Raw genomic sequence first — 18,119 nt, 5'->3', positions numbered from 1 at the left:
CGCGGCCACGGACGGCCACGCACGGCCCCGCGCGACCCCGGCGCGACCCGCACGACCCATCGCACCATCCATTCGAAAGGACACACCCATGAGAGGCCAGAAGCGCCTGCGCACCACGCTCGGCGTGATCGCAGCCGGCACCGTCGCCGCCTTCGTCTTCAGCGGCTGCGCGAGCGGCTCCACCGCCGACGGAGGGCCCGAGCTCTCCGACGAGCCCGTGACCCTGCGGTTCACCTGGTGGGGCAACGATGCCCGCACCGCCGCGACCGAGGAGCTCATCTCCGTCTTCGAGGACGAGCACCCCAACATCACCATCGAGCCCCAGTACACCGACTGGGCCGGCTACTGGGACAAGCTCGCCACCGAGACCGCAGCGAACGACACCCCCGACATCATCCAGATGGACGAGAAGTACATCGCCACGTACGGCGCGCGCGGAGCGCTGCTCGACCTCGGCGAGGTCGGCGACCAGATCGACACGGCCGACTTCCCCGAGGCAGCCCTCGCCACCGGAACGCTCGACGGCGCGATGTACGGCATCCCGGCAGGCCTGAACAGCTACGCCTTCATGGTGAACCCGACGCTGCTCGACGCGGCGGGCATCGAGGTGCCCGACGACGAGACCTGGACGTGGGACGACCTGGCCGAGCTCGGTGCAGAGGTCTCGGCGACCGGCGCCGGAGCCAGCTGGGGCGTCGCCCCCTGGGGCTTCGAGGACGGCGGCCTGAACAACTGGGCCCGCCAGCACGGCGACGCGCTCTACACCGAGGACGGCGACGTGGGCCTCGACCCCGACACGATGGCCGGATGGTACGAGCAACTGCTCGCCATGGTCGACTCGGGCACGACCCCGCCCGCCTCGAACATCATCGAGAAGCAGGCCGGCGGTCTGGCGGAGTCGTTCACCGCGACGAACACCGCCGGGTTCGGCCCGTGGTGGAGCAACCAGCTGACGGCGCTCACCGACGCGAGCGGGTCGCCGATGCAGGCGCTGCGCGTGCCGACCGTCGACGGCGAGGCCGACGGCTCCGCGTACTACAAGCCGTCGATGTTCTGGTCGGTCTCGGCCCGCACCGAGCACCCCGCCGAAGCGGCGCTCTTCCTCGACTTCCTCGCCAACAGCGAGGACGCCGCCGACATCCTGCTCACCGAGCGCGGCGTGCCGGCAAACGAGAAGATCCGCGCGTACATCGAGCCGAAGCTCTCCGAGACGGATGCCGCGGTCGTGGCCTACGTCGACGGGCTCGCCGATGTCGTCGGCGAGGCCCCGCGCATGACCCCGCCCGGCGGCGCAGCGGTCGAGGACCTGCTCAAGCAGTACACCGAGCAGGTGCTGTTCAAGCAGCTCACGCCCGAGCAGGCGGCGGAGGGCTTCATCTCCGACCTGCAGGCGGCCATCGACGCCGCGTGACCGGGCCGGGCGCCGTCCGCGCGCCCGACGGACGGGTCGGGGCGATGCCCCGGCCCGTCCGTTCCGACGTTCCAGACCCCAGGAGGACCAGCATGACCCGGAGCGCAGCAGAGGGCCGTGCGGCGACCCTGCTCGTCGGCACCCGAGGATTCGGGGCCGTGCACCTCGCCCGCCTCGCCGAGCGGACCGAGCAGGCCGAGCTCGTCGCCGTCGCGGACCCGGCCGGCGCCCCGGCCGAGGGGTTCGGCGCCGACGCCCCGGCCTTCGCCTCGCTCGACGAGGCGCTCGCCGCAGGCATCCGGCCCGAGGTCGTCATCGTCGCGACCCCCACCCCGACGCACGCTTCGCTCGCGATCCGGGCGCTCGAGATCGGCGCAGACGTCTACCTGGAGAAGCCGCCGGTGGCCTCGATGGCCGACTTCGACCGGCTGCTCGAGGCGGAGCGGCGCAGCGGCCGCTCGGTGCAGGTGGGGTTCCAGAGCCTCGGCTCGGCCGCGCTCGACGCGATCGCCGCCGAGGGCGACGTGCGCTCCGTCGCCGCGTACGGAACCTGGCTCCGCAGCCGCGGGTACTGGAACAGGTCGGCCTGGGCCGGTCGCCGCACGATCGACGGGCGCCCGGTGGTCGACGGCGTCGTCACGAACCCGCTCGCCCACGCCGTCGCGACGGCACTGCACATCGCGGGCGCCCGGAGCGCCGACGACGTCGCCGACGTGGAGCTCGAGCTCCACCGGGCCGCCGACATCGAGGCCGACGACACGAGCAGCGTGCGCGTGACGCTGGCCTCCGGCATCCGCATCGGCATCGCCCTCACGCTCTGCTCGCCCGAGCAGCGCCCGCCGATCGTGCAGGTGCGCACGACCGGGCGCGACCTCGACTTCTCGTACACGCTCGACGAGCTGCGCGAGTCCGGCGCGTCGCCCGACGGCGAGACCGACGACGTGCGACGGTTCGGCCGCACCGACCTGTTCGACGACCTGCTCGAGCACCGCCGCACCGGCGCACCGCTGCGCTCGCCGCTGGTGCAGGCGGGGGCGTTCATGCGCGTGCTCGAGGCCGTGCGGCTCGCGCCCGACCCCGCCCCGATCCCGGCTGTCGCGATCCAGTGGCGGGGCGAGGGCGACGAGGCCCACCCCGTCGTCGCCGACGTCGACCGGTGGGTGCGCCGAGCCGCCGAGCAGGCGGCCCTCTTCAGCGAACTGCACGTGCCGTGGGCGAAGCCCGCGGCCGAGACATCCGCCGTGCCGATCGGGGCGCCCGACGACCTCGACCGGACGCACGCCTTCGCGCTTCGCGACCCCGGCGTCAGCGTGGTCGCGACCTCGTCGCCGCGGCCGTTCCTGCACCCGATCCGCACGCCCGGGGGCGTCGTGGTGAGCGACGCCCACCCGATCGACCACGACTGGCACCTCGGGCTGTCGTTCACCGTGCAGCACGCAGCGGGCGTGAACTTCTGGGGCGGCCGCACGTGGGTGCGCGACCAGGGCTACCGCTGGCTCGCCGACCACGGCCGCATCGAGACCGTCGATCTCGTCGTGCGCCCTGATGGCTACGACGCGAGCAGCGCGTGGCTCGATCCCCACGGACGCGTCCTGCTCGAGCAGCGCACCGCCCTGCGGCTCGACAGCGCGGGCGAGGGAGGCGCGAACGAGGGAGGCGCGAACGAGGCCGGTTCGGGCGACGGCCGCGCGGGCGGCGTGCGCGCATTCGAGCTCGCCGTCGAGCTGCGCACGGCCGGGCCCGAGCCCATCACCCTCGGCAGCCCGGGCAGCGGCGGTCGGGCCGATGCCGGTTACGGCGGGCTCGCCTGGCGCCTGCCGTTCGGCGAAGACATCGACGTCAGGACTCCGGATGCCTCGGGCGAGGCCGACTGCCACGGTCGCCCGGCCCGGTGGCTGGCGTACACCGCGCGCTTCGACGGCGGTGTCGCGACCGTCGCGCTCGCGGGAGCGGACGCCGCGACCGCGGCGGACCCGTGGTTCGTGCGCGTCGAGTCGTATCCGGGCATCGGGTCGGCGATCGCCTGGGACCGCGAGACGATCGTCGGGCCCGAACCGCTCGTGCGACGCTGGCGCGGGCTGGTCGCCGACGGCGATCCGGGCGACGCCGTGATCGAGCGCCTGCTCGCGCCCGCCGTGCGGGGCGCCGCGTGAACGCCGCCGCGGAGTTCGAGGCCAAGCAGCAGCGGCTGCGCGAACTGCTCGACGTGCGGGGGGCGAGCGCCCTGGTGCTCGAGAGCCAGGCGTCGCTCGCCTGGCTGCTCGGCGGTGCGCGCGTGCACGTGTCGCTCGCGGCGCCGCCCATCGTGCACGCCGTCGTCGACCGCGACGGCGTCACCGTGCACACCACGGCCAACGAGCGCGACCGGCTCGCCGAGGAGGAGCTCCCCGAGGGGGTCGAGCTCGTCGCCTCGGCCTGGCACGCGGGGGCCGCACCGCGCTCGGGGCCCGACGTGCTCGCCGAGCGCACGGTCGACACCGAGCTCGCCGGGCTGCGCCGCAGGCTGCTGCCCGTCGAACGCGAACGCTACCGTGTGCTCTGCCGCGAGGCGGCCGTCGTCGTCGGCGGCGCGCTCCGCGGAGCCCGGCCCGACGATCGCGAGCGCTCGCTCGCGGCGCGCGTGGCGGCCGGCCTCGTCGAACTCGGCGCCGAGCCGCTCGTCGTGCTCGTGGCCGGCGCCGAACGCCTCGGCCACCGGCATCCGCTGCCCGGTGACGGGCCGCTGGGCAGGCGCGCGATGGTCGTCGTGTGCGCGAGGCGCCGGGGGCTCATCGCGAACCTCACCCGCTGGGTCAGGTTCGACCCGTCCGTCGGCACTGCCGGCTTCGGGCCCGCTCAGGAGACCGAGAACCTGCGACGCGAGCACGACGCCGAGCGGCGCATCCTCGAGGTCGAGGCCGCGGCGTTCGCAGCGCTCGAACCGGGCCGGCCGTTCACCGAGGTGTTCGACACGCTCGTGCGCGCCTACGGCGAGCACGGCTTCGACCGCGACGAGTGGCGCCGCCACCATCAGGGCGGCCCGGCCGGATACGCCGGGCGCGAGCCGCGCCTGGTTCCCGGCGTTCCCGGCATCGTCGAGGCCGGCCAGGCGTTCACGCTGAACCCGTCGGCGCCCGGCGTGAAGGTCGAGGACACCGTGTTCGTCACGGGCGACCGCGCGCGCCCGGTCGAGCCGATCTCGGTCGATCCCGACTGGCCGACGGTCGTCGTGTCGGGCGTCGCGCGCCCGCTCGTGCTCGAACGCTGACCGCCGCCGGTCCGACGCCGTCTCCGCCGACGCCGCGGCCGTGCGATCAGACCACCGCGACGCCGTCGACGCGACGGGGCACGCCCGCGAGCGCGGCGTCGCGCAGCACGGGCGGAAGGAGGCGTTCCGGCGCGTCCTGGTAGGCAACCGGTCGCAGGAACCTGCGGATCGCGGTCGCGCCGACCGAGGTGTGCGCCGAGGTCGACGCGGGCCACGGTCCGCCGTGGTGCTGCGACCAGGTCACCGCGACGCCGGTCGGCCAGCCGTCGAAGAGCACCCGTCCGGCGACCGAGGCGAGCACCGGCACGAGCGTCGAGACGTCGTCGTCGGGCTCGGCGTGCAGGGTCGCCGTGAGGCTGCCGCCGACGGCGCGGAGCGCGGCCAGGAGGTCGTCGTCGCCGCGGTACCGGGCGAGCAGGGTCATCGGCCCGAAGCACTCCTCGAGCAGTGCCGAGGGGCGCTTCGCGATCTCGCTCGCGTCGGTCGCCAGCACCACGGGCGTCGGCGCGCCGTCGGACGGACGGCCCGAGGCGACGACCTCGACGGCCGGATCATCGGCGAGGCGTGCCAGGCCGAGCGGGAAGGCGGCCTGGATGCGGTCGGTGAGCAGCGGGCCGGCCGAGGCGCCCGCGACGGACTCGGCGACGAGCGCCTCGAACCCTGCGCCGGCCGGGACGAACACGACGCCGGGCTTGGTGCAGAACTGCCCGGATCCGAGCGTGAACGACGCGGCGAGGCCCGCGGCGAGTCCCGCACCGCGCGCGGCGACCGCGGCGCGCGTGACCACGACCGGGTTCACGCTGCCGAGCTCGCCGTGGAACGGGATCGGGTCTGGCCGCCCCGACGCAAGGTCGAAGAGCGCGCGGCCGCCCGAGAGCGAGCCGGTGAACCCGGCCGCCCGGATCGCCGGATGCGCGACGAGGCGCTCGCCGGCCCCGCGGCCGTGCACGAGCGCGAACGTGCCGTCGGGGGCGCCCGCTGTCTTGAGTGCGGCGGAGACGACCGCGGCGGTCGCGTCGGACAGGAGCGGATGCCCCGAGTGCGCCTTGACCACGACGGGGCACCCGGCCGCGAGCGCCGAAGCGGTGTCGCCGCCGGCGACCGAGAACGCGAACGGGAAGTTCGACGCCGAGTAGACCGCGACTGGGCCGACCGCGACGAGCATGCGCCGCAGCTCGGGGCGCGGGGGAACGGCCGCAGGATCGGCGTGGTCGATCACGATCTCGCGCCAGCCGCCGTCGCGCACGACCTCCGCGAACAGCCGGAGCTGCCCGGTCGTGCGGGCGACCTCGCCGGTGAGTCGGGCCGTGCCGAGCCGGGTCTCCGCATCGGCGATCGGCACGAGGTCGTCGCGGGCGGCGTCGAGCGCGTCGGCCACGGCGTCGAGCCAGGCCGCGCGCTCGGCGTCGGGGCGAGCCGCGATCAACTCGGCCGCGGTCGCCGCGCGGCGCGCGACGGCGTCGAGGTGCTCCGGCGTCGTCGGTCGGGCGGCACCGGGCGTGACGGGGGCGTCGAGGGCGCCGCGGGCGCCGGGGTCGCCGGGCGCGTCGGGCGTGCGGGCAGGCGTCGTGAGTCCGGTCAACGTGGTCCTCCGCGGAATCGGAGCCCGAGTCCGACGTGGTCGGTCGAGCGCAGCGTGCCCCGGTCGATCTCGACCGGGGAGGGGTCTTCGAGCGCGCCGAGGGTGCCGAACGCGGCATCCTCGACGTCTTCGACCAGGTGGTCGCCGGGCAGCGCGAGGGCGACCTGCCCAGAGAGCTCCGGCAGCAGGTGGGGGTGCAGGGCGAGACCACGGTCGGCCGCATCGGCCGCGATGTCGAGCAGGGGGGTGATGCCGCCGACCCGCACGACGTTCGGCTGCACGACGCCCACCCCGGCGCGGGCGGCGTCGTCGAAGCGGAACCGGGTGTGCAGGTTCTCGCCGACGGCGATGGGGGTGCCGATGCGGCGGGCGAGCTCGGCGTGCGACGCGAGGTCGTCGGCGACGAGCGGCTCTTCGATCCACGCGGGGTCGAAGGCGTCGAGCGCCCGCATCGCCTCCACCGCCCGGTCGAGCGTCCACCGCTGGTTCGCGTCGATCATCAGTCGTCGGTCGTCGCCGAGCAGGCGCCGCACCTGGCGCACCCGTTCGACGTCGTCGGCGAGGCGGGGCCGCCCGACCTTGATCTTCACGGCGTCGAACCCCGCCGCGATCCACCGCTCGACCTGTGCGAGCAGCTCGTCGGTCGAGTAGTGCAGGTTCACGCCGCTGCCGTACGCGGCGAGGCGATCGTGGCGCCGACCGAGCAGGTCGGTGATCGAACGCTGCGAACGCCGGGCCGCGGCATCCCACAGGGCCAGGTCGAGACCGGCGAGGGCGATCGTGGTGAGCCCGCCGCCGCCCGCCTCGTGGAGGTGCCGCCAGAGCTGCGGCCAGAGCGCGGCGGGGTCGGCATCGCGCCCGATCGCCGCGTCGTGGATGTCGTACTGCAGGAGCGCGAGCACGGCCCGGCCGCCGATCGTCGGGGTCCAGGAGAAGCCGTGCCCGACCACGCCGTCGGACAGCTCGACCCGCGTCGCGACGACCGAGACCGAGGTGACGTCGACGCCCCATGGGCGGCTCAGCGGGATCGCGATCAGTCGGGCGTCGAACGAGCGGATCGTGGGGCTCACAGCAGCGCCCGGCCGGCCTCGAGGATGTCTGCGAGCCGTCGCTCCTGCTCGGGGGTCGGGTCGACGAGCGGAGCGCGCACGCTCCCGACCGGCACGCCGGCGAGGCGCAGGCCCGCCTTCACGAGCGACACCCCGAAGCCGGGCGTCTCGTCGCGCAGGGCGACGAGCGGGCGGTAGAACCCGTCGACCAGGTGCAGCCGGCGCTCCTCGTCGCCGTCGACGTAGGCACGGTAGTAGGCGTTCGCGACGTCGGGCGCCATGGCGAACGCGGCCGACGAGTAGAGCGGCACGCCGATGCCCCGGTAGGCGCCCTGGCTGAGCTCGGCGGTGAGCAGTCCGTTGAAGAACGCGAAGTCGCCGCGGCCGGTGGCGTGCACGGCCCGCACGATGTCCTGCGCGAGCCCGATGTCGCCGACGCCGTCCTTGAAGCCGACGACGCGCGGATCGGCGGCGAGCCTCGCGACGGTCGCGGGCGCGTACTGCGCGTTCGCCCGGTGGTAGAGCACGACCGGCAGCCCGGATGCCTCGCAGATCGCCTCGACGTAGGCGGCGAGCCCGGCCTGGGTGCCGCCGACGAGGTAGGGCGGCAGCACGAGCAGGCCGTCGGCCCCCGCGTCGCGCGCGGCGCGTGCCGTGCCGAGCGCGTGGCCCAACGGGCCGCCGGTGCCGGCGATCACGGGCACGCGCCCGCCGGTCGCCTCGACGGCGGTCGCGACGACACCTGCGGCCTCGTCGAGCGAGAGGGCGTGGTACTCGCCGGTGCCGCAGGCGGGGAACACGCCGCCCGCGCCGGCCTCGACGCCCGCGGCGACGTGCTCGGCGGCGAGGCCCGGGTCGACCGCGCCCGAGCGATCGAAGGGCGTGACGGGGAAGAACAGGATGCCGGTGAACTGCATGGTCTCGTCTCAGGTGGTGGCGGGAGCGGGGACGGGTGCTGAGGCGCCGGGGGCGGCGCGGCCCGGTGCGGAGCGGCCTGGTGCGGAAGGGCCGGCTGCGCCACGCGCCCCGGACGATTCCGGTGCGAGCGCGGTGCGCCACGAGTGCTCCGGGCGCCACCCGAGCAGCCGTGCGGCCTTGGCGTTCGAGAAGGCGGGGCGGGTGCCCGTGAGCTCGCGTGCGGCCGCGGCCGTGAGCGGCAGGTGCCGGGGCAGCAGTTCGCTGAGCGGCGCCGTCGCGAGTGCGTCGTCGGCGCCCACGAGGTAGGTCTCGCCGCTCGGCGTCTCGCCCGCGGCGTCGAGCGCGCGCACCGCGAACGCGCCCGCGTCGCGGGCGTCGACGTAGTTGAACAGGCTGGGCGCCGCGAGCGCGGGGTCGGCGAGGCGCTCTCGCACGGTGTGCCCCTGCTGCGTCGGGGCGCCGAGCCATTCCTCGGGCGCGATGACGTAGCAGGGGCGGAACGCGGAGGCGTGCACGTCGGGGGCGGCGAGCGCGAACATGCGCATGGTCGCCTCGGCCACGGCCTTCGAGAGGGCGTACGCGTTCCACGGCGCGACGGGGGAGTCCTCGTCGAGCGGGAGCCGCTCGGGGCGCCAGCCGCTCGGCAGGCCGTACCCGGCCACGGTGGGGCTCGACGCGACGAGCACGCGAGTCGCGCCTCCCGCGACGGCCGCGCCGATGACCGAGTGCGCGAGCGCGGTGTTGGTGGTGAGGATGGTGTGCTCCGGCGCGCTGAACGGCACGGCGATCGCCGCGAGGTGCACGACCTCGTCGGGGCGCACGAGCCCCACGATGCGCGCGGCCGCCGCGGGGTCGGAGAGATCGGCGACGAGGTGCTCCACGCCGTCGGGGCCGAGATCGGGACGGATGTCGGGACCGGTGCCGTGGCGGGCACCTGGCCCCGCGGTGACCGAGGGGTCTCCGGTCGCCGGCGGCATCCGATCGACCGAGACGACCCGGCGACCCGATGCCGCGAGGGCCGCGACCACGCTGCGCCCGAGGCGTCCGGCGCCGCCGGTCACGAGCACCGAGGTCATCGGATGCCGCCGAGCACGACGCCGAGCGCGAGGTCGGCGATGTCGACGGGCCGGCCGCTCTCGAGCGAGCGGTTCGTCGCGATGCCCACCGCGACGGCGCGCACGCCGTCGTGCCAGTCGGCCGGCCGACCCAGCGGGTCGTCGCCCGCCCCGCGGAACACGTCGGAGAGCAGCAGCGCATCGCCCCCGCCGTGCGCGCCGGCGCCGTGCGGGATCGGCACTTCGCGTGCGGTCTCCCAGTGCCGCTGCACCACGAGCCGTTCGCTGCGAGGCCGCACGTGGTCTCCGCCCGAGGCGTCGGCAACTGCGCTCGGATCGAGCACGATGCGGCCGTCGTCGCCGATGATCGCGGCGCCCCGCTCGACGACGTCGAGCTCGGCCCGGCCTTCGGTGCCGTTCACGGCGACCCGGTAGCCCTCCCACGGAGCGTGCGCGTTGAGGGCGTACGAGAGCGTCGCCCCACCCGAGTAGTCGGCGATGACGGCGAGGTTGTCCTCGATGGAGATGCCGGGGTCGAACACGTCGCGGTCGCGCAGGTAGCCGTCGTGCCGCTCGGCATCGAGGTAGAGCGCGCGCAGTCGGGGGTCGTCGCGGAGGTCGAGCGAGAAGGGGTCGCGCTCGCCGTCGTGGGTTCCGCGCTCCGGCCGCGGCCCGACGCCGCGGGCGCGGGCGTTCTCGTCGCCGTAGAAGCGGAGGCCGCCCGAGGCGAAGACGCGGCGCGGGGCGTCGTCGAGCCACCAGGAGACGAGGTCGAAGTGGTGGCTCGACTTGTGCACCGCGAGGCCGCCCGAGACGGACTTGTCGCGGTGCCAGCGCCGGAAGTAGTCGGCGCCGTGCACGGTGTCGAGCACCCACTCGAAGGCGATCGACGTGACCCGGCCGATCTCGCCGTCGGCGATGAGGCGCTTGAGCTCGCTGTTGCGGGGCGAGTAGCGGTAGTTGAACGTCACGATGACCCGTCGGCCGGTGCGCTCGACCGCCTCGGCGATGGCCTGCACGCCCTCGGCGTCGGTCGTGAGCGGCTTCTCGACGACGACGTCGGCTCCCGCCTCGAGCGCGCGCACGATCAGCGCGGCATGGGTGGCGTCGGGGCTGGTCACGATCACGCGGTCGATGCGGTGGTCGGCGATCACGCGTTCGAGCGCCTCGGGCGGTGCGGTCACGAGCGGTTCGGTGCGGTGCCCGGCCGCTTCGTCCCCGAGGTCGGCCGCTTCGGGGCCTGCGTCGTCGCGGGCGACCGCGTCGGCGCGGCTCGCGTGATGGGCGAGCCGCGCGGGGTTGGGGTCGAGCAGTGCCACGAGCTCGGCGACGTCGGCGTGGGGGCCGAGGATCGCGTCGAGGTACATCTCGACGCGGTGGCCCGTTCCGACCGCGGCGTAGCGGAGTTTCGTCATCGGAATCCTTCAGGTAGAGCTGGGAGAAATCGTTTTCCCGTCGGTGGCCCCCACTCTATGGGGAAACGTTTTCTCGCGCTAGGATGAATTCCGACGCCGGAGTCCGAGCCGACATCCGGGCGCACCGTGCGAACAGAGGAGGGGCCGGTGGGCGACGAGAACGCATCAGCGCGCGAGACGCGGGGAGACCGCCGCGGGGGCATCCTCGAGGTGGCGAAGCTCGCGGGGGTCTCGGCCTCGACGGTGTCGCGCGTGGTCAACGGGCGCACGAGCGTCGACCCCGCGCTCGCCGAGCGCGTGCGCGCCGCCGCCGCCGAACTCGGCTACCGTGCGAGCCCGGTCGCCCGCAGCCTCGTGCTCGGGCGCACGCAGACCGTCGCCGTGGTCGTGCCCGATCTCTCCAACCCGGCGTTCCAGGGCATGCTCCACGGCATCACGCGCGCCGCCGCCCGCGACGGCTACCGCGTGCTCGTCGCCGACAGCGCCGAAGACGTCGACGACGAGGCATCCATCGCCCGCGAGACCCGCATGCGCTGCGACGCCATCATCCTGTGCTCGCCGCGCACGCCGCTCGAGACGCTCGCCGAGCTCGCACCCACCCTCGAGCCCGTCGTGCTCGTCAACCGCCGCCTCCCCGGATCGGGCGTGCCGAGCGTCGCCGTCGACTACGCCGACGGCGTCGAGCGGCTCGCCGCACACCTGGCGGGGCTCGGGCACCGGCGCATCGCCTACCTCGCGGGCGTGCGCGCGAGTGCCTCCGATGCCGTGCGCCGCGAAGGACTCGCCCGGTTCGCCGCCGCGCACGCCGACGTCGAGATCATCACGATCGAGACCGGAGTGGGCCTCGCCGACGGCGGACGCGTCGCCGACGAGGTGCTCGACAGCGGCGTCACCGGTGTGCTCGCGTTCAACGACCTCGTCGCGGTCGGCCTCATGCGCTCGCTCGTCGAGCGTGGGGTGCCGGTGCCCGGCGAGGTGTCGATCACCGGGTTCGACGACATCCCGTTCGCCGCCTACACGACCCCGGCGCTCACCACCGCCGAGGTGCCCGTCGACGAGCTCGGCGACCTGGCGTGGCAGCGGCTGGCCGCCGTGCTCGGCGGCACGGCGCCCGACGCCGACGAGGTGCTGGCGCCCGAGCTGCGCCTGCGCGACAGCACCGGTCCGCGCCGCGCGGAGCCGCCGCGCGGCCGCTAGGGTCGCCGGGCCCGACGTCGGCCCGCGCCTCGGCGGCCGGGCCGCTCAGTCGGCGAGCCGCGGCGTGCTCTCGCGGATCACGACCTCGACCGCGGCATCCGCACCATAGGATGCGTCGGTCGACGCGTCGTCGCGGAGCGCGAGCCGCAGCGCCTCGGCACCGATGCGCTCGAGCGGCACCCGCACGCTGGTGAGCCGGGGGGTCACGTCGCGCACGGTCGGGATGTCGTCGAAGCCCGCGATCGCGAGGTCGCGACCGGGCTCGAGGCCGGCGTCGCGCATCGCCGACATGGCGCCCATGGCCATGACGTCGTTCTGCGCGAACACCAGCTGCACGTCGCCCGTTCCGCGCTCGAGCAGCTCGCGCATGCCCTCGTAGCCGCCGTCGCGCGTGAACGCGCAGCGCACCAGGTGCTCGTCGGCGATGCGGCACCCGGCGGCGGCGAGACCCTCGTCGATTCCCGCGAGCCGGTCGTGCACGGTGCGCAGGTCGGCCGGGCCCGCGAGGGCGGCGAACCAGCGATAGCCGAGCCCGTGCACCTCGGTCGCGAGGGCGCGGGCGCCAGTGCGGTTCGCGAGCGGCAGCGTGCGGAACGGCAGGTCGCTCGGGCTGATGAACACCACGCGGCCGCCGGTGCCCTCGTAGGCGCCGAGCTCCGCCTCGAGCGCGGCCGAGTTCGGGTCGTCGAGGGTGCGCGAGCCCGACAGGATGATGACGCGCGGACGCTGCCCGCGCATCGCGCGCACGAGCTCGAGCTCGCGGGCGGGGTCGCGGTCGGTCTCGGCCATCGTGACGATGAGCCGCTCGGCCGTGGCGACGCCGATCACGCCCGCGGCGATCGACGAGAAGTACGGGTCGGCGATGTCGGCCACCAGCAGCGCGACCGCGGTCGAGGTGCCCCGGGCGACCGCCTGCGCCGAGAGGTTGGGCGTGTAGCCGAGCTTCGCGGCCGCGGCGAGCACCCGCGCGCGGTACTCGTCGTTGACCGTGCGCGTGCTGCCGTTCAGCGAGCGCGACGCGGTGGCGAGCGAGACGCCGGCCTCGCGCGCGACGTCGTGCAGCGTCACGGGCGCGACGCGCCGCGACGTGGGCTCGGCGTCGGGCATGGATCCTCCTGGTCGCTCCTGGTCGCGGTCGGCCGGCACGGCGGGGCCGGGGTCGTCGGCGGCTCGGGCGCTCACTCTACCGCCCGGAGCCGCCCGGAGCCCGGAGGTCGTGCCCCGGGCGACGCCCGCGTTCTGGGGGTGCGCCGATCGATTGACGCCCGCGCGGCCGCGTCGATACGTTCGCTGGATGCGAGGATGTGGGCGGTCGACGACAGGGTGCGAGCCGGCGGTGCGAGCATGATCACGGTCGAGTCCCTGCGAGCCGTGCCGATCTTCGCGGCGCTGCCCGACGAGGCGCTCGACTACCTGGCCGGCGCGGTCGAGGACATCCAGCTCGTGCCGGGGGAGTACTTCGCCCACGAGGGCGACGAGCGCGCCCTGTTCGTCGTGATCGAGGGCGGCGCCGAGATCACGAAGGTCGTGAACGGCGACGAACGCGTCATCGGCACGCGCAAGCCGGGCCAGTTCTTCGGCGAGGTGCCCATGACGCTCAGCACGCCGTTCCCGGCGAGCGGGCGCGCGAGCGCGCCGTCGCGCATCGCCAGGGTCGACGTCACCGCGTTCTACACGCTCGCGGCGATGGCCCCGTCGGTGCCCGCGCGCGTGGCGGCGCTGGCGAGGCGCTACCTCGACTCGCTGCAGGTGATCGCCGCCGAGGTGCCCGAGACCGACATCCGCCTCCTCGGTCCGCGCAACGACGTGCGCACGCACCGCATCGAGCGCTTCCTCACGCGCAACCAGGTCGCGTTCGATCGCGTCGCGACCGAGGGCGAGCTCTCGCTCCCCGTGCTCGAGACCGCGGATGGTGCGCACCTGGTCGATCCCGACCTGCGCGACGTGGCGCTCGCCGCCGGCCTCGACGTCGAGCCGTCGCGGGTGTCGTACGACGTGGTGATCCTGGGCGCAGGCCCCGCCGGGCTCACGGCGGCGGTGAACGGTGCGGCAGAGGGACTGCGCACGGTGGTGATCGAGGCGCTCGCCCCCGGCGGCCAGGCCGGCACGTCGACGCGCATCGAGAACTACACCGGATTCCCGTACGGCATCTCGGGCGACGACCTCGCGAGCCGTGCGCTGAAGCAGGCGAAGCGCCTCGGCGCCGAGATCGTCGTGACGCGCACGGTCGAGGCGATCCACCCGTCCGACGAGGGCGGCCACCTGATCGTGCTCGACGGCGGCGACTCGCTGCGTGCCGAGGTCGTGATCGTCGCGACCGGCGTGGAGTGGCGGGTGCTGCCGGTGCCGGGCGTCGAGCGATACCTCGGCAACGGGGTCTACTACGGCGCCGCCCGCAGCGACGCGGCGGTCGCGAGGGGCGCCGACGTGTGCATCATCGGCGCGGGCAACTCGGCCGGTCAGGCGGCGCTCTTCTTCTCGCGCCATGCGCGTTCGGTGACGATGCTCGTGCGCGGCGCCTCGCTCGAGGCGAGCATGTCGCGCTACCTCATCGACCAGATCGAGTCGCACGACGGCATAGAGGTGCGCACGCGGAGCGAGGTCGTCGGGTTGCACGGCGCTGACGGGCTCGAGTCGATCGAGGTGCTCGATCGATCCGCCGGCGAGTCGGTCGAGCGCGACTGCTCGGTGGTCTTCGTCATGATCGGCGCCGATGCGGTGACGGCGTGGCTGCCGCCCGAGGTCGCCCGCGACGAGCGCGGGTTCCTGCTCACCGGGGCGGATGCCGAGGCATCCGGTGCCTGGCGCCCCGATCGTCGCCCGTTCGCCCTCGAGACGAGCGAGCCCGGTGTCTTCGCGGTGGGCGACGTGCGTTCGGGGTCGGTCAAGCGCGTGGCGGCCGGGGTGGGCGAGGGCGGCATGGCGGTCGCGTTCGTGCATCGGTACCTCGCGCTCGAGCGCGGGGGCGTGCGAGGCTGATCCGGTTCCCGGGTACGGTGGGAACACGCTTTCCCGCCATCGACGGAGGATCACGTGCACTACGGCGCCGACTACAACCCCGAGCAGTGGCCCGAAGAGGTCTGGCCCGACGACGTCGCGCGCATGCGCGAGGCGGGCGTCACGATGGTGAGCCTCGGCATCTTCTCGTGGGCGCGCATCCAGCCGCGCGAGGGCGAGTTCGACTTCGCGTGGCTCGACCGCGTGCTCGACCTGCTGCACGAGGGCGGCATCGCCGTCGACCTCGCCACGGCGACCGCCTCGCCGCCGCCGTGGGCGAGCGCCGCGTATCCCGAGCTCCTCCCGCGCGACGAGAACGGAGCCGTGTACTGGCCGGGCAGCCGGCAGCAGTTCGCCCCATCGTCGCCCGTGTACCGACGCCTCGCCGGCGAGCTCGTGAGCGCCGTCGCCGAACGGTACGCGCAGCATCCGGCCGTCGTCATGTGGCACGTCAACAACGAGTACGGCTGCCACGTGCACGCGGACTACTCGGATGCCGCACGCGACGCGTTCCGCCGGTGGCTCGCCGACCGCTACGGCGATGTCGACGCGCTCAACCGGGCGTGGGGCACCGACTTCTGGTCGCAGCGCTACGGCTCGTTCGACGAGGTGTTCCCGCCGCGCAAGGCGCCCTACAGTCGCAACCCCGGGCAGATGCTCGACTTCCGCCGGTTCACGAGCGACATGCTGCTCGAGTGCTACCTCATGGAGCGCGACCTCATCCGCGCGGCAGGGGCCGCCCAGCCCATCACCACGAACTTCATGGGCGCGTTCAAGCCCGCCGATTACGAGCGCTGGGCGCCCCACCTCGACGTGATCAGCGACGACTGCTACCCCGACCCGAACGACCCAGAGGCGTTCCGGGCGGCCGCGTTCCAGCGCGACCTCGTGCGGTCGTTCAAGCCCGAGACGCCGTGGCTGCTCATGGAGCAGGCGACGAACGCGCTCAACTGGCGCGCCTCGAACGCGCCGAAGGCCCCGGGGCAGATGGCCGCGCTGAGTGCTCAGGCGATCGGTCGCGGCGCCGACGGCATCCTGTTCTTCCAGTGGCGGCAGTCGCGCGCGGGCGCCGAGAAGTTCCACTCGGCGATGCTGCCGCACGCGGGCACCGACACGCGCACCTGGCGCGAGGTCACGGCGCTCGGCGCGTCGCTCGCCGCGCTCCCCGAGCTGCCCGCGCCCGCGCGCGGCGACGCACGGGTCGCGATCGTGTTCGACTGGGAGAACTGGTGGGCGGTCGAAGCGTCCGACCACCCGATGAACGGCATCGACTACGTCGCGGTCGTGCAGCGCTGGTATCGCGCGCTGCACCGCCGGCACGTGCAGGTCGACCTGGTGCCGGCCGCCAGGGTCGACGACCGCTACGACCTCGTGCTCGCACCGTTGCTCGGCCTCGTGCGCGAGGCGGATGCCGCGGCGCTGACCGCCTTCGTCGAGGGCGGCGGCCACCTGCTCGCCGGTCCGTACGTCGACGTGGTCGACGAGCACGACCGATTCCGCGACGGCGGGTTCCTGACGCAGCTCGGGGGCGTGTTCGGGGTGCGGCTGGAGGACTTCGGCGCGCTCGTCGCCCCCGACGCGCCCGACCACGCCCCCGGCGAGCGGTTCGCGCCGTTCGGCGGGCCGCTGGGCGGCGCCGGGTCGGGCGAGCCGTCGTCGGTCGCCGAGTCGACCGGCACGCTCCTCGCCGAGGAGATCCACGTGACGGATGCCGCGGTCGAGGCCTCGTTCGTCGGCGGTCGCCTCACCGGGCGGCCCGCCCTCACCCGGCGCGCGCACGGAGACGGCAGCGCCAGGTACCTCGCGACCGTGCCCGACGAGCGCGGAGCGCAGGCCGTCGTCGACCACCTGCTCTCGATCGCGGGCGTCGCGCCGGTCGTCGCCGACCTGCCCGAGCACGTCGAGGTCGCGCGGCGGGGCGAGGTCGTGACGGCGATCAACCACGGCGACGTCGCCGAGCGCGTGCCGCTCGCCGGGGTCGATCTCGTGAGCGGGGCGACGGTCGACGGCGTCGAGCTCGCGCCCCAGGAGCGGGCGATCGTGCGCGAGCGGGCCGCCTCGTGAGCGGCGACGGCACAGGCGTCGGCGGGGGCGGCGCGAGCGTCGGCCCGGGCGGCAGGCTCCGGGTCGTCTTCGCACCCGACTCGTTCAAGGGCACGGTCGCCGCCGCCGATGCGGCCGACGCGCTCGCCCGCGGGTGGCGCGCCGTGCGGCCGGGCGACGAGGTCGTGCTGCGGCCCATGGCCGACGGCGGCGAGGGCACGCTCGACGCGTTCGCCGCCGCGGTGGCCGGTGCGCGGCGCATGCCGGTCCAGGTGGCCGGCCCCGACTCACGCCCGGCGGCCTCGAGCTGGGTGCTCCTGCCAGACGGCACGGGCGTGGTCGAGCTGGCCGCGACCTCGGGCATCACGATGCTCGATCCGCTGCTGCCGCTCGACGCGCACACGGTCGGGTTCGGCCAGGCGATCGCAGCCGCGCTCGACCACGGCGTCGACCGCCTGCTGCTCGGGCTGGGCGGCAGCGCAACGAGCGACGGCGGAGGCGGTGCGCTCGAGGTGCTCGGCGCCCGGTTCGCGGATGCCGCCGGCGAGCCGATCCCGCGCGGCAACCGCGGGCTCGGGGTCGTCGCCTCGGCCGACCTGTCGGGGCTGCGCCCGCTGCCGAGGGGCGGCGCCGTCGTGCTCGGTGACGTCACGAACCCGCTGCTCGGGCCGTCGGGCGCCGCGGCCGTGTTCGGCCCGCAGAAGGGGGCGGATGCCGCGACGGTCGACGTGCTCGAAGCGAACCTCGCCCGGCTGGCCGGGCTGCTCCCGGCCGTCGACCCCGAGACGCCCGGCACGGGCGCCGCCGGCGGCACGGGCTTCGCGATGCTCGCCTGGGGCGCGGAGCTCGGCGGCGGCGCCGAGCTCATCGCGCGGATCGTCGGCCTGCCCGAAGCGGTGCGCGGCGCCTCGCTCGTGATCACAGGCGAGGGTCGCTACGACGGGCAGTCCGAGGCGGGCAAGGCGCCCACCGAAGTCGCCGGCATCGCCGAGCGCGCCGGGGTGCCGGTCGCGCTCGTCGCAGGGGCGATCACGGCCGACGCCACGCGGTTCGCGGCATCCGCGTCGCTCAGCGAGCTCGCGGGCGATGGTGCGGCGGCGATGGCCGACGGCCCGCGGTGGCTCGCGGAGGCGGGTGCGGTGCTCGCGCGCACGCTCGGCGCGACGCTCGGCTGACGCGGAAGCTGTGGGCGACACGCCGCCGAG

At 74.9% G+C, this 18,119-nt stretch carries 13 protein-coding genes; 7 read left to right on the top strand and 6 right to left on the bottom strand.

Going from position 1 to position 18,119, the window contains the following annotated elements; all coding sequences use genetic code 11:
* The first annotated feature begins 88 nt into the window (after positions 1 to 88).
* The 3 genes from ACFVS8_RS11350 to ACFVS8_RS11340 all read left to right on the top strand — a co-directional run bounded on the left by ACFVS8_RS11350 (position 89) and on the right by ACFVS8_RS11340 (position 4,658).
* Complete coding sequence (locus tag ACFVS8_RS11350; RefSeq protein ID WP_387061793.1) at positions 89 to 1,411, top strand: ABC transporter substrate-binding protein; 1,323 nt, start codon at positions 89 to 91, stop codon at positions 1,409 to 1,411.
* A gap of 92 nt (positions 1,412 to 1,503) precedes the next feature.
* Entirely contained in the window at positions 1,504 to 3,564 is a 2,061-nt protein-coding gene (locus tag ACFVS8_RS11345; RefSeq protein ID WP_387061790.1) for a DUF6807 family protein, read from the top strand.
* Positions 3,561 to 4,658: a M24 family metallopeptidase gene (locus tag ACFVS8_RS11340; RefSeq protein ID WP_387061787.1), complete on the top strand. Its 1,098-nt coding sequence runs from the start codon at positions 3,561 to 3,563 to the stop codon at positions 4,656 to 4,658. Before ACFVS8_RS11345 ends, ACFVS8_RS11340 begins: the two co-directional genes overlap by 4 nt.
* Positions 4,659 to 4,704: 46 nt before the next feature.
* Here the strand turns inward: ACFVS8_RS11340 and ACFVS8_RS11335 are convergent, their stop codons facing one another.
* The 5 genes from ACFVS8_RS11335 to ACFVS8_RS11315 are packed head-to-tail and all read right to left on the bottom strand — an operon-like array spanning position 4,705 to position 10,677.
* Positions 4,705 to 6,240, bottom strand: coding sequence for an aldehyde dehydrogenase (NADP(+)) (locus ACFVS8_RS11335; RefSeq protein ID WP_387061785.1), 1,536 nt, complete (start codon positions 6,238 to 6,240; stop codon positions 4,705 to 4,707).
* On the bottom strand, positions 6,237 to 7,310 hold the full coding sequence (locus ACFVS8_RS11330) for a mandelate racemase/muconate lactonizing enzyme family protein (RefSeq protein WP_387061782.1): 1,074 nt from the start codon (positions 7,308 to 7,310) through the stop codon (positions 6,237 to 6,239). The genes ACFVS8_RS11335 and ACFVS8_RS11330 overlap by 4 nt, the downstream gene beginning before the upstream one ends.
* Complete coding sequence (locus ACFVS8_RS11325) at positions 7,307 to 8,206, bottom strand: 5-dehydro-4-deoxyglucarate dehydratase (RefSeq protein WP_387061779.1); 900 nt, start codon at positions 8,204 to 8,206, stop codon at positions 7,307 to 7,309. Before ACFVS8_RS11325 ends, ACFVS8_RS11330 begins: the two co-directional genes overlap by 4 nt.
* 9 nt (positions 8,207 to 8,215) lie before the next feature.
* Positions 8,216 to 9,283, bottom strand: a complete 1,068-nt coding sequence (locus ACFVS8_RS11320) for an NAD-dependent epimerase/dehydratase family protein (RefSeq protein WP_387061776.1) — start codon at positions 9,281 to 9,283, stop codon at positions 8,216 to 8,218.
* Positions 9,280 to 10,677 carry a Gfo/Idh/MocA family protein gene (locus ACFVS8_RS11315; RefSeq protein WP_387061773.1) on the bottom strand — a complete coding sequence of 466 codons (1,398 nt, stop codon included), beginning with the start codon at positions 10,675 to 10,677 and terminating at the stop codon, positions 9,280 to 9,282. The genes ACFVS8_RS11320 and ACFVS8_RS11315 overlap by 4 nt, the downstream gene beginning before the upstream one ends.
* A 147-nt stretch (positions 10,678 to 10,824) precedes the next feature.
* Between ACFVS8_RS11315 and ACFVS8_RS11310 the strand changes: the two genes are divergently transcribed.
* Positions 10,825 to 11,874, top strand: coding sequence for a LacI family DNA-binding transcriptional regulator (locus tag ACFVS8_RS11310; protein ID WP_387061770.1), 1,050 nt, complete (start codon positions 10,825 to 10,827; stop codon positions 11,872 to 11,874).
* A gap of 45 nt (positions 11,875 to 11,919) precedes the next feature.
* On the opposite strand, the gene ACFVS8_RS11305 is transcribed toward ACFVS8_RS11310, so the two are convergent.
* The gene (locus tag ACFVS8_RS11305; protein WP_387061767.1) at positions 11,920 to 12,981 is read right to left on the bottom strand and encodes a LacI family DNA-binding transcriptional regulator; all 1,062 of its coding nucleotides are present in this window, start codon (positions 12,979 to 12,981) and stop codon (positions 11,920 to 11,922) included.
* Between the two features lie 237 nt (positions 12,982 to 13,218).
* Between ACFVS8_RS11305 and ACFVS8_RS11300 the strand changes: the two genes are divergently transcribed.
* The 3 genes from ACFVS8_RS11300 to ACFVS8_RS11290 are packed head-to-tail and all read left to right on the top strand — an operon-like array spanning position 13,219 to position 18,089.
* Positions 13,219 to 14,853, top strand: coding sequence for an FAD-dependent oxidoreductase (locus ACFVS8_RS11300; protein ID WP_387061764.1), 1,635 nt, complete (start codon positions 13,219 to 13,221; stop codon positions 14,851 to 14,853).
* 54 nt (positions 14,854 to 14,907) lie between these two features.
* Positions 14,908 to 16,935, top strand: coding sequence for a beta-galactosidase (locus ACFVS8_RS11295; RefSeq protein WP_387061762.1), 2,028 nt, complete (start codon positions 14,908 to 14,910; stop codon positions 16,933 to 16,935).
* Positions 16,932 to 18,089 (top strand): glycerate kinase, encoded by a 1,158-nt coding sequence (locus ACFVS8_RS11290; protein ID WP_387061759.1) that lies wholly within the window; start codon positions 16,932 to 16,934, stop codon positions 18,087 to 18,089. Before ACFVS8_RS11295 ends, ACFVS8_RS11290 begins: the two co-directional genes overlap by 4 nt.
* Positions 18,090 to 18,119 lie beyond the last annotated feature (30 nt).

This window comes from Agromyces sp. NPDC058110 (assembly GCF_042884735.1).
In the GTDB taxonomy this organism is placed as follows: Bacteria; Actinomycetota; Actinomycetes; order Actinomycetales; family Microbacteriaceae; genus Agromyces.
The sequence above is the reverse complement of the archived record's forward strand: the minus strand, read 5'-3'. Positions and strand labels throughout refer to the sequence as shown.

Excerpts from the sequence above, each read along its gene's own strand:
- ACFVS8_RS11350 (WP_387061793.1), top strand. The coding sequence starts at position 89 with ATGAGAGGCCAGAAGCGCCTGCGCACCACGCTCGGCGTGATCGCAGCC.
- ACFVS8_RS11345 (WP_387061790.1), top strand. The coding sequence starts at position 1,504 with ATGACCCGGAGCGCAGCAGAGGGCCGTGCGGCGACCCTGCTCGTCGGC.
- ACFVS8_RS11325 (WP_387061779.1), bottom strand. The coding sequence starts at position 8,206 with ATGCAGTTCACCGGCATCCTGTTCTTCCCCGTCACGCCCTTCGATCGC.
- ACFVS8_RS11320 (WP_387061776.1), bottom strand. The coding sequence starts at position 9,283 with ATGACCTCGGTGCTCGTGACCGGCGGCGCCGGACGCCTCGGGCGCAGC.
- ACFVS8_RS11315 (WP_387061773.1), bottom strand. The coding sequence starts at position 10,677 with ATGACGAAACTCCGCTACGCCGCGGTCGGAACGGGCCACCGCGTCGAG.
- ACFVS8_RS11305 (WP_387061767.1), bottom strand. The coding sequence starts at position 12,981 with ATGCCCGACGCCGAGCCCACGTCGCGGCGCGTCGCGCCCGTGACGCTG.
- ACFVS8_RS11300 (WP_387061764.1), top strand. The coding sequence starts at position 13,219 with ATGATCACGGTCGAGTCCCTGCGAGCCGTGCCGATCTTCGCGGCGCTG.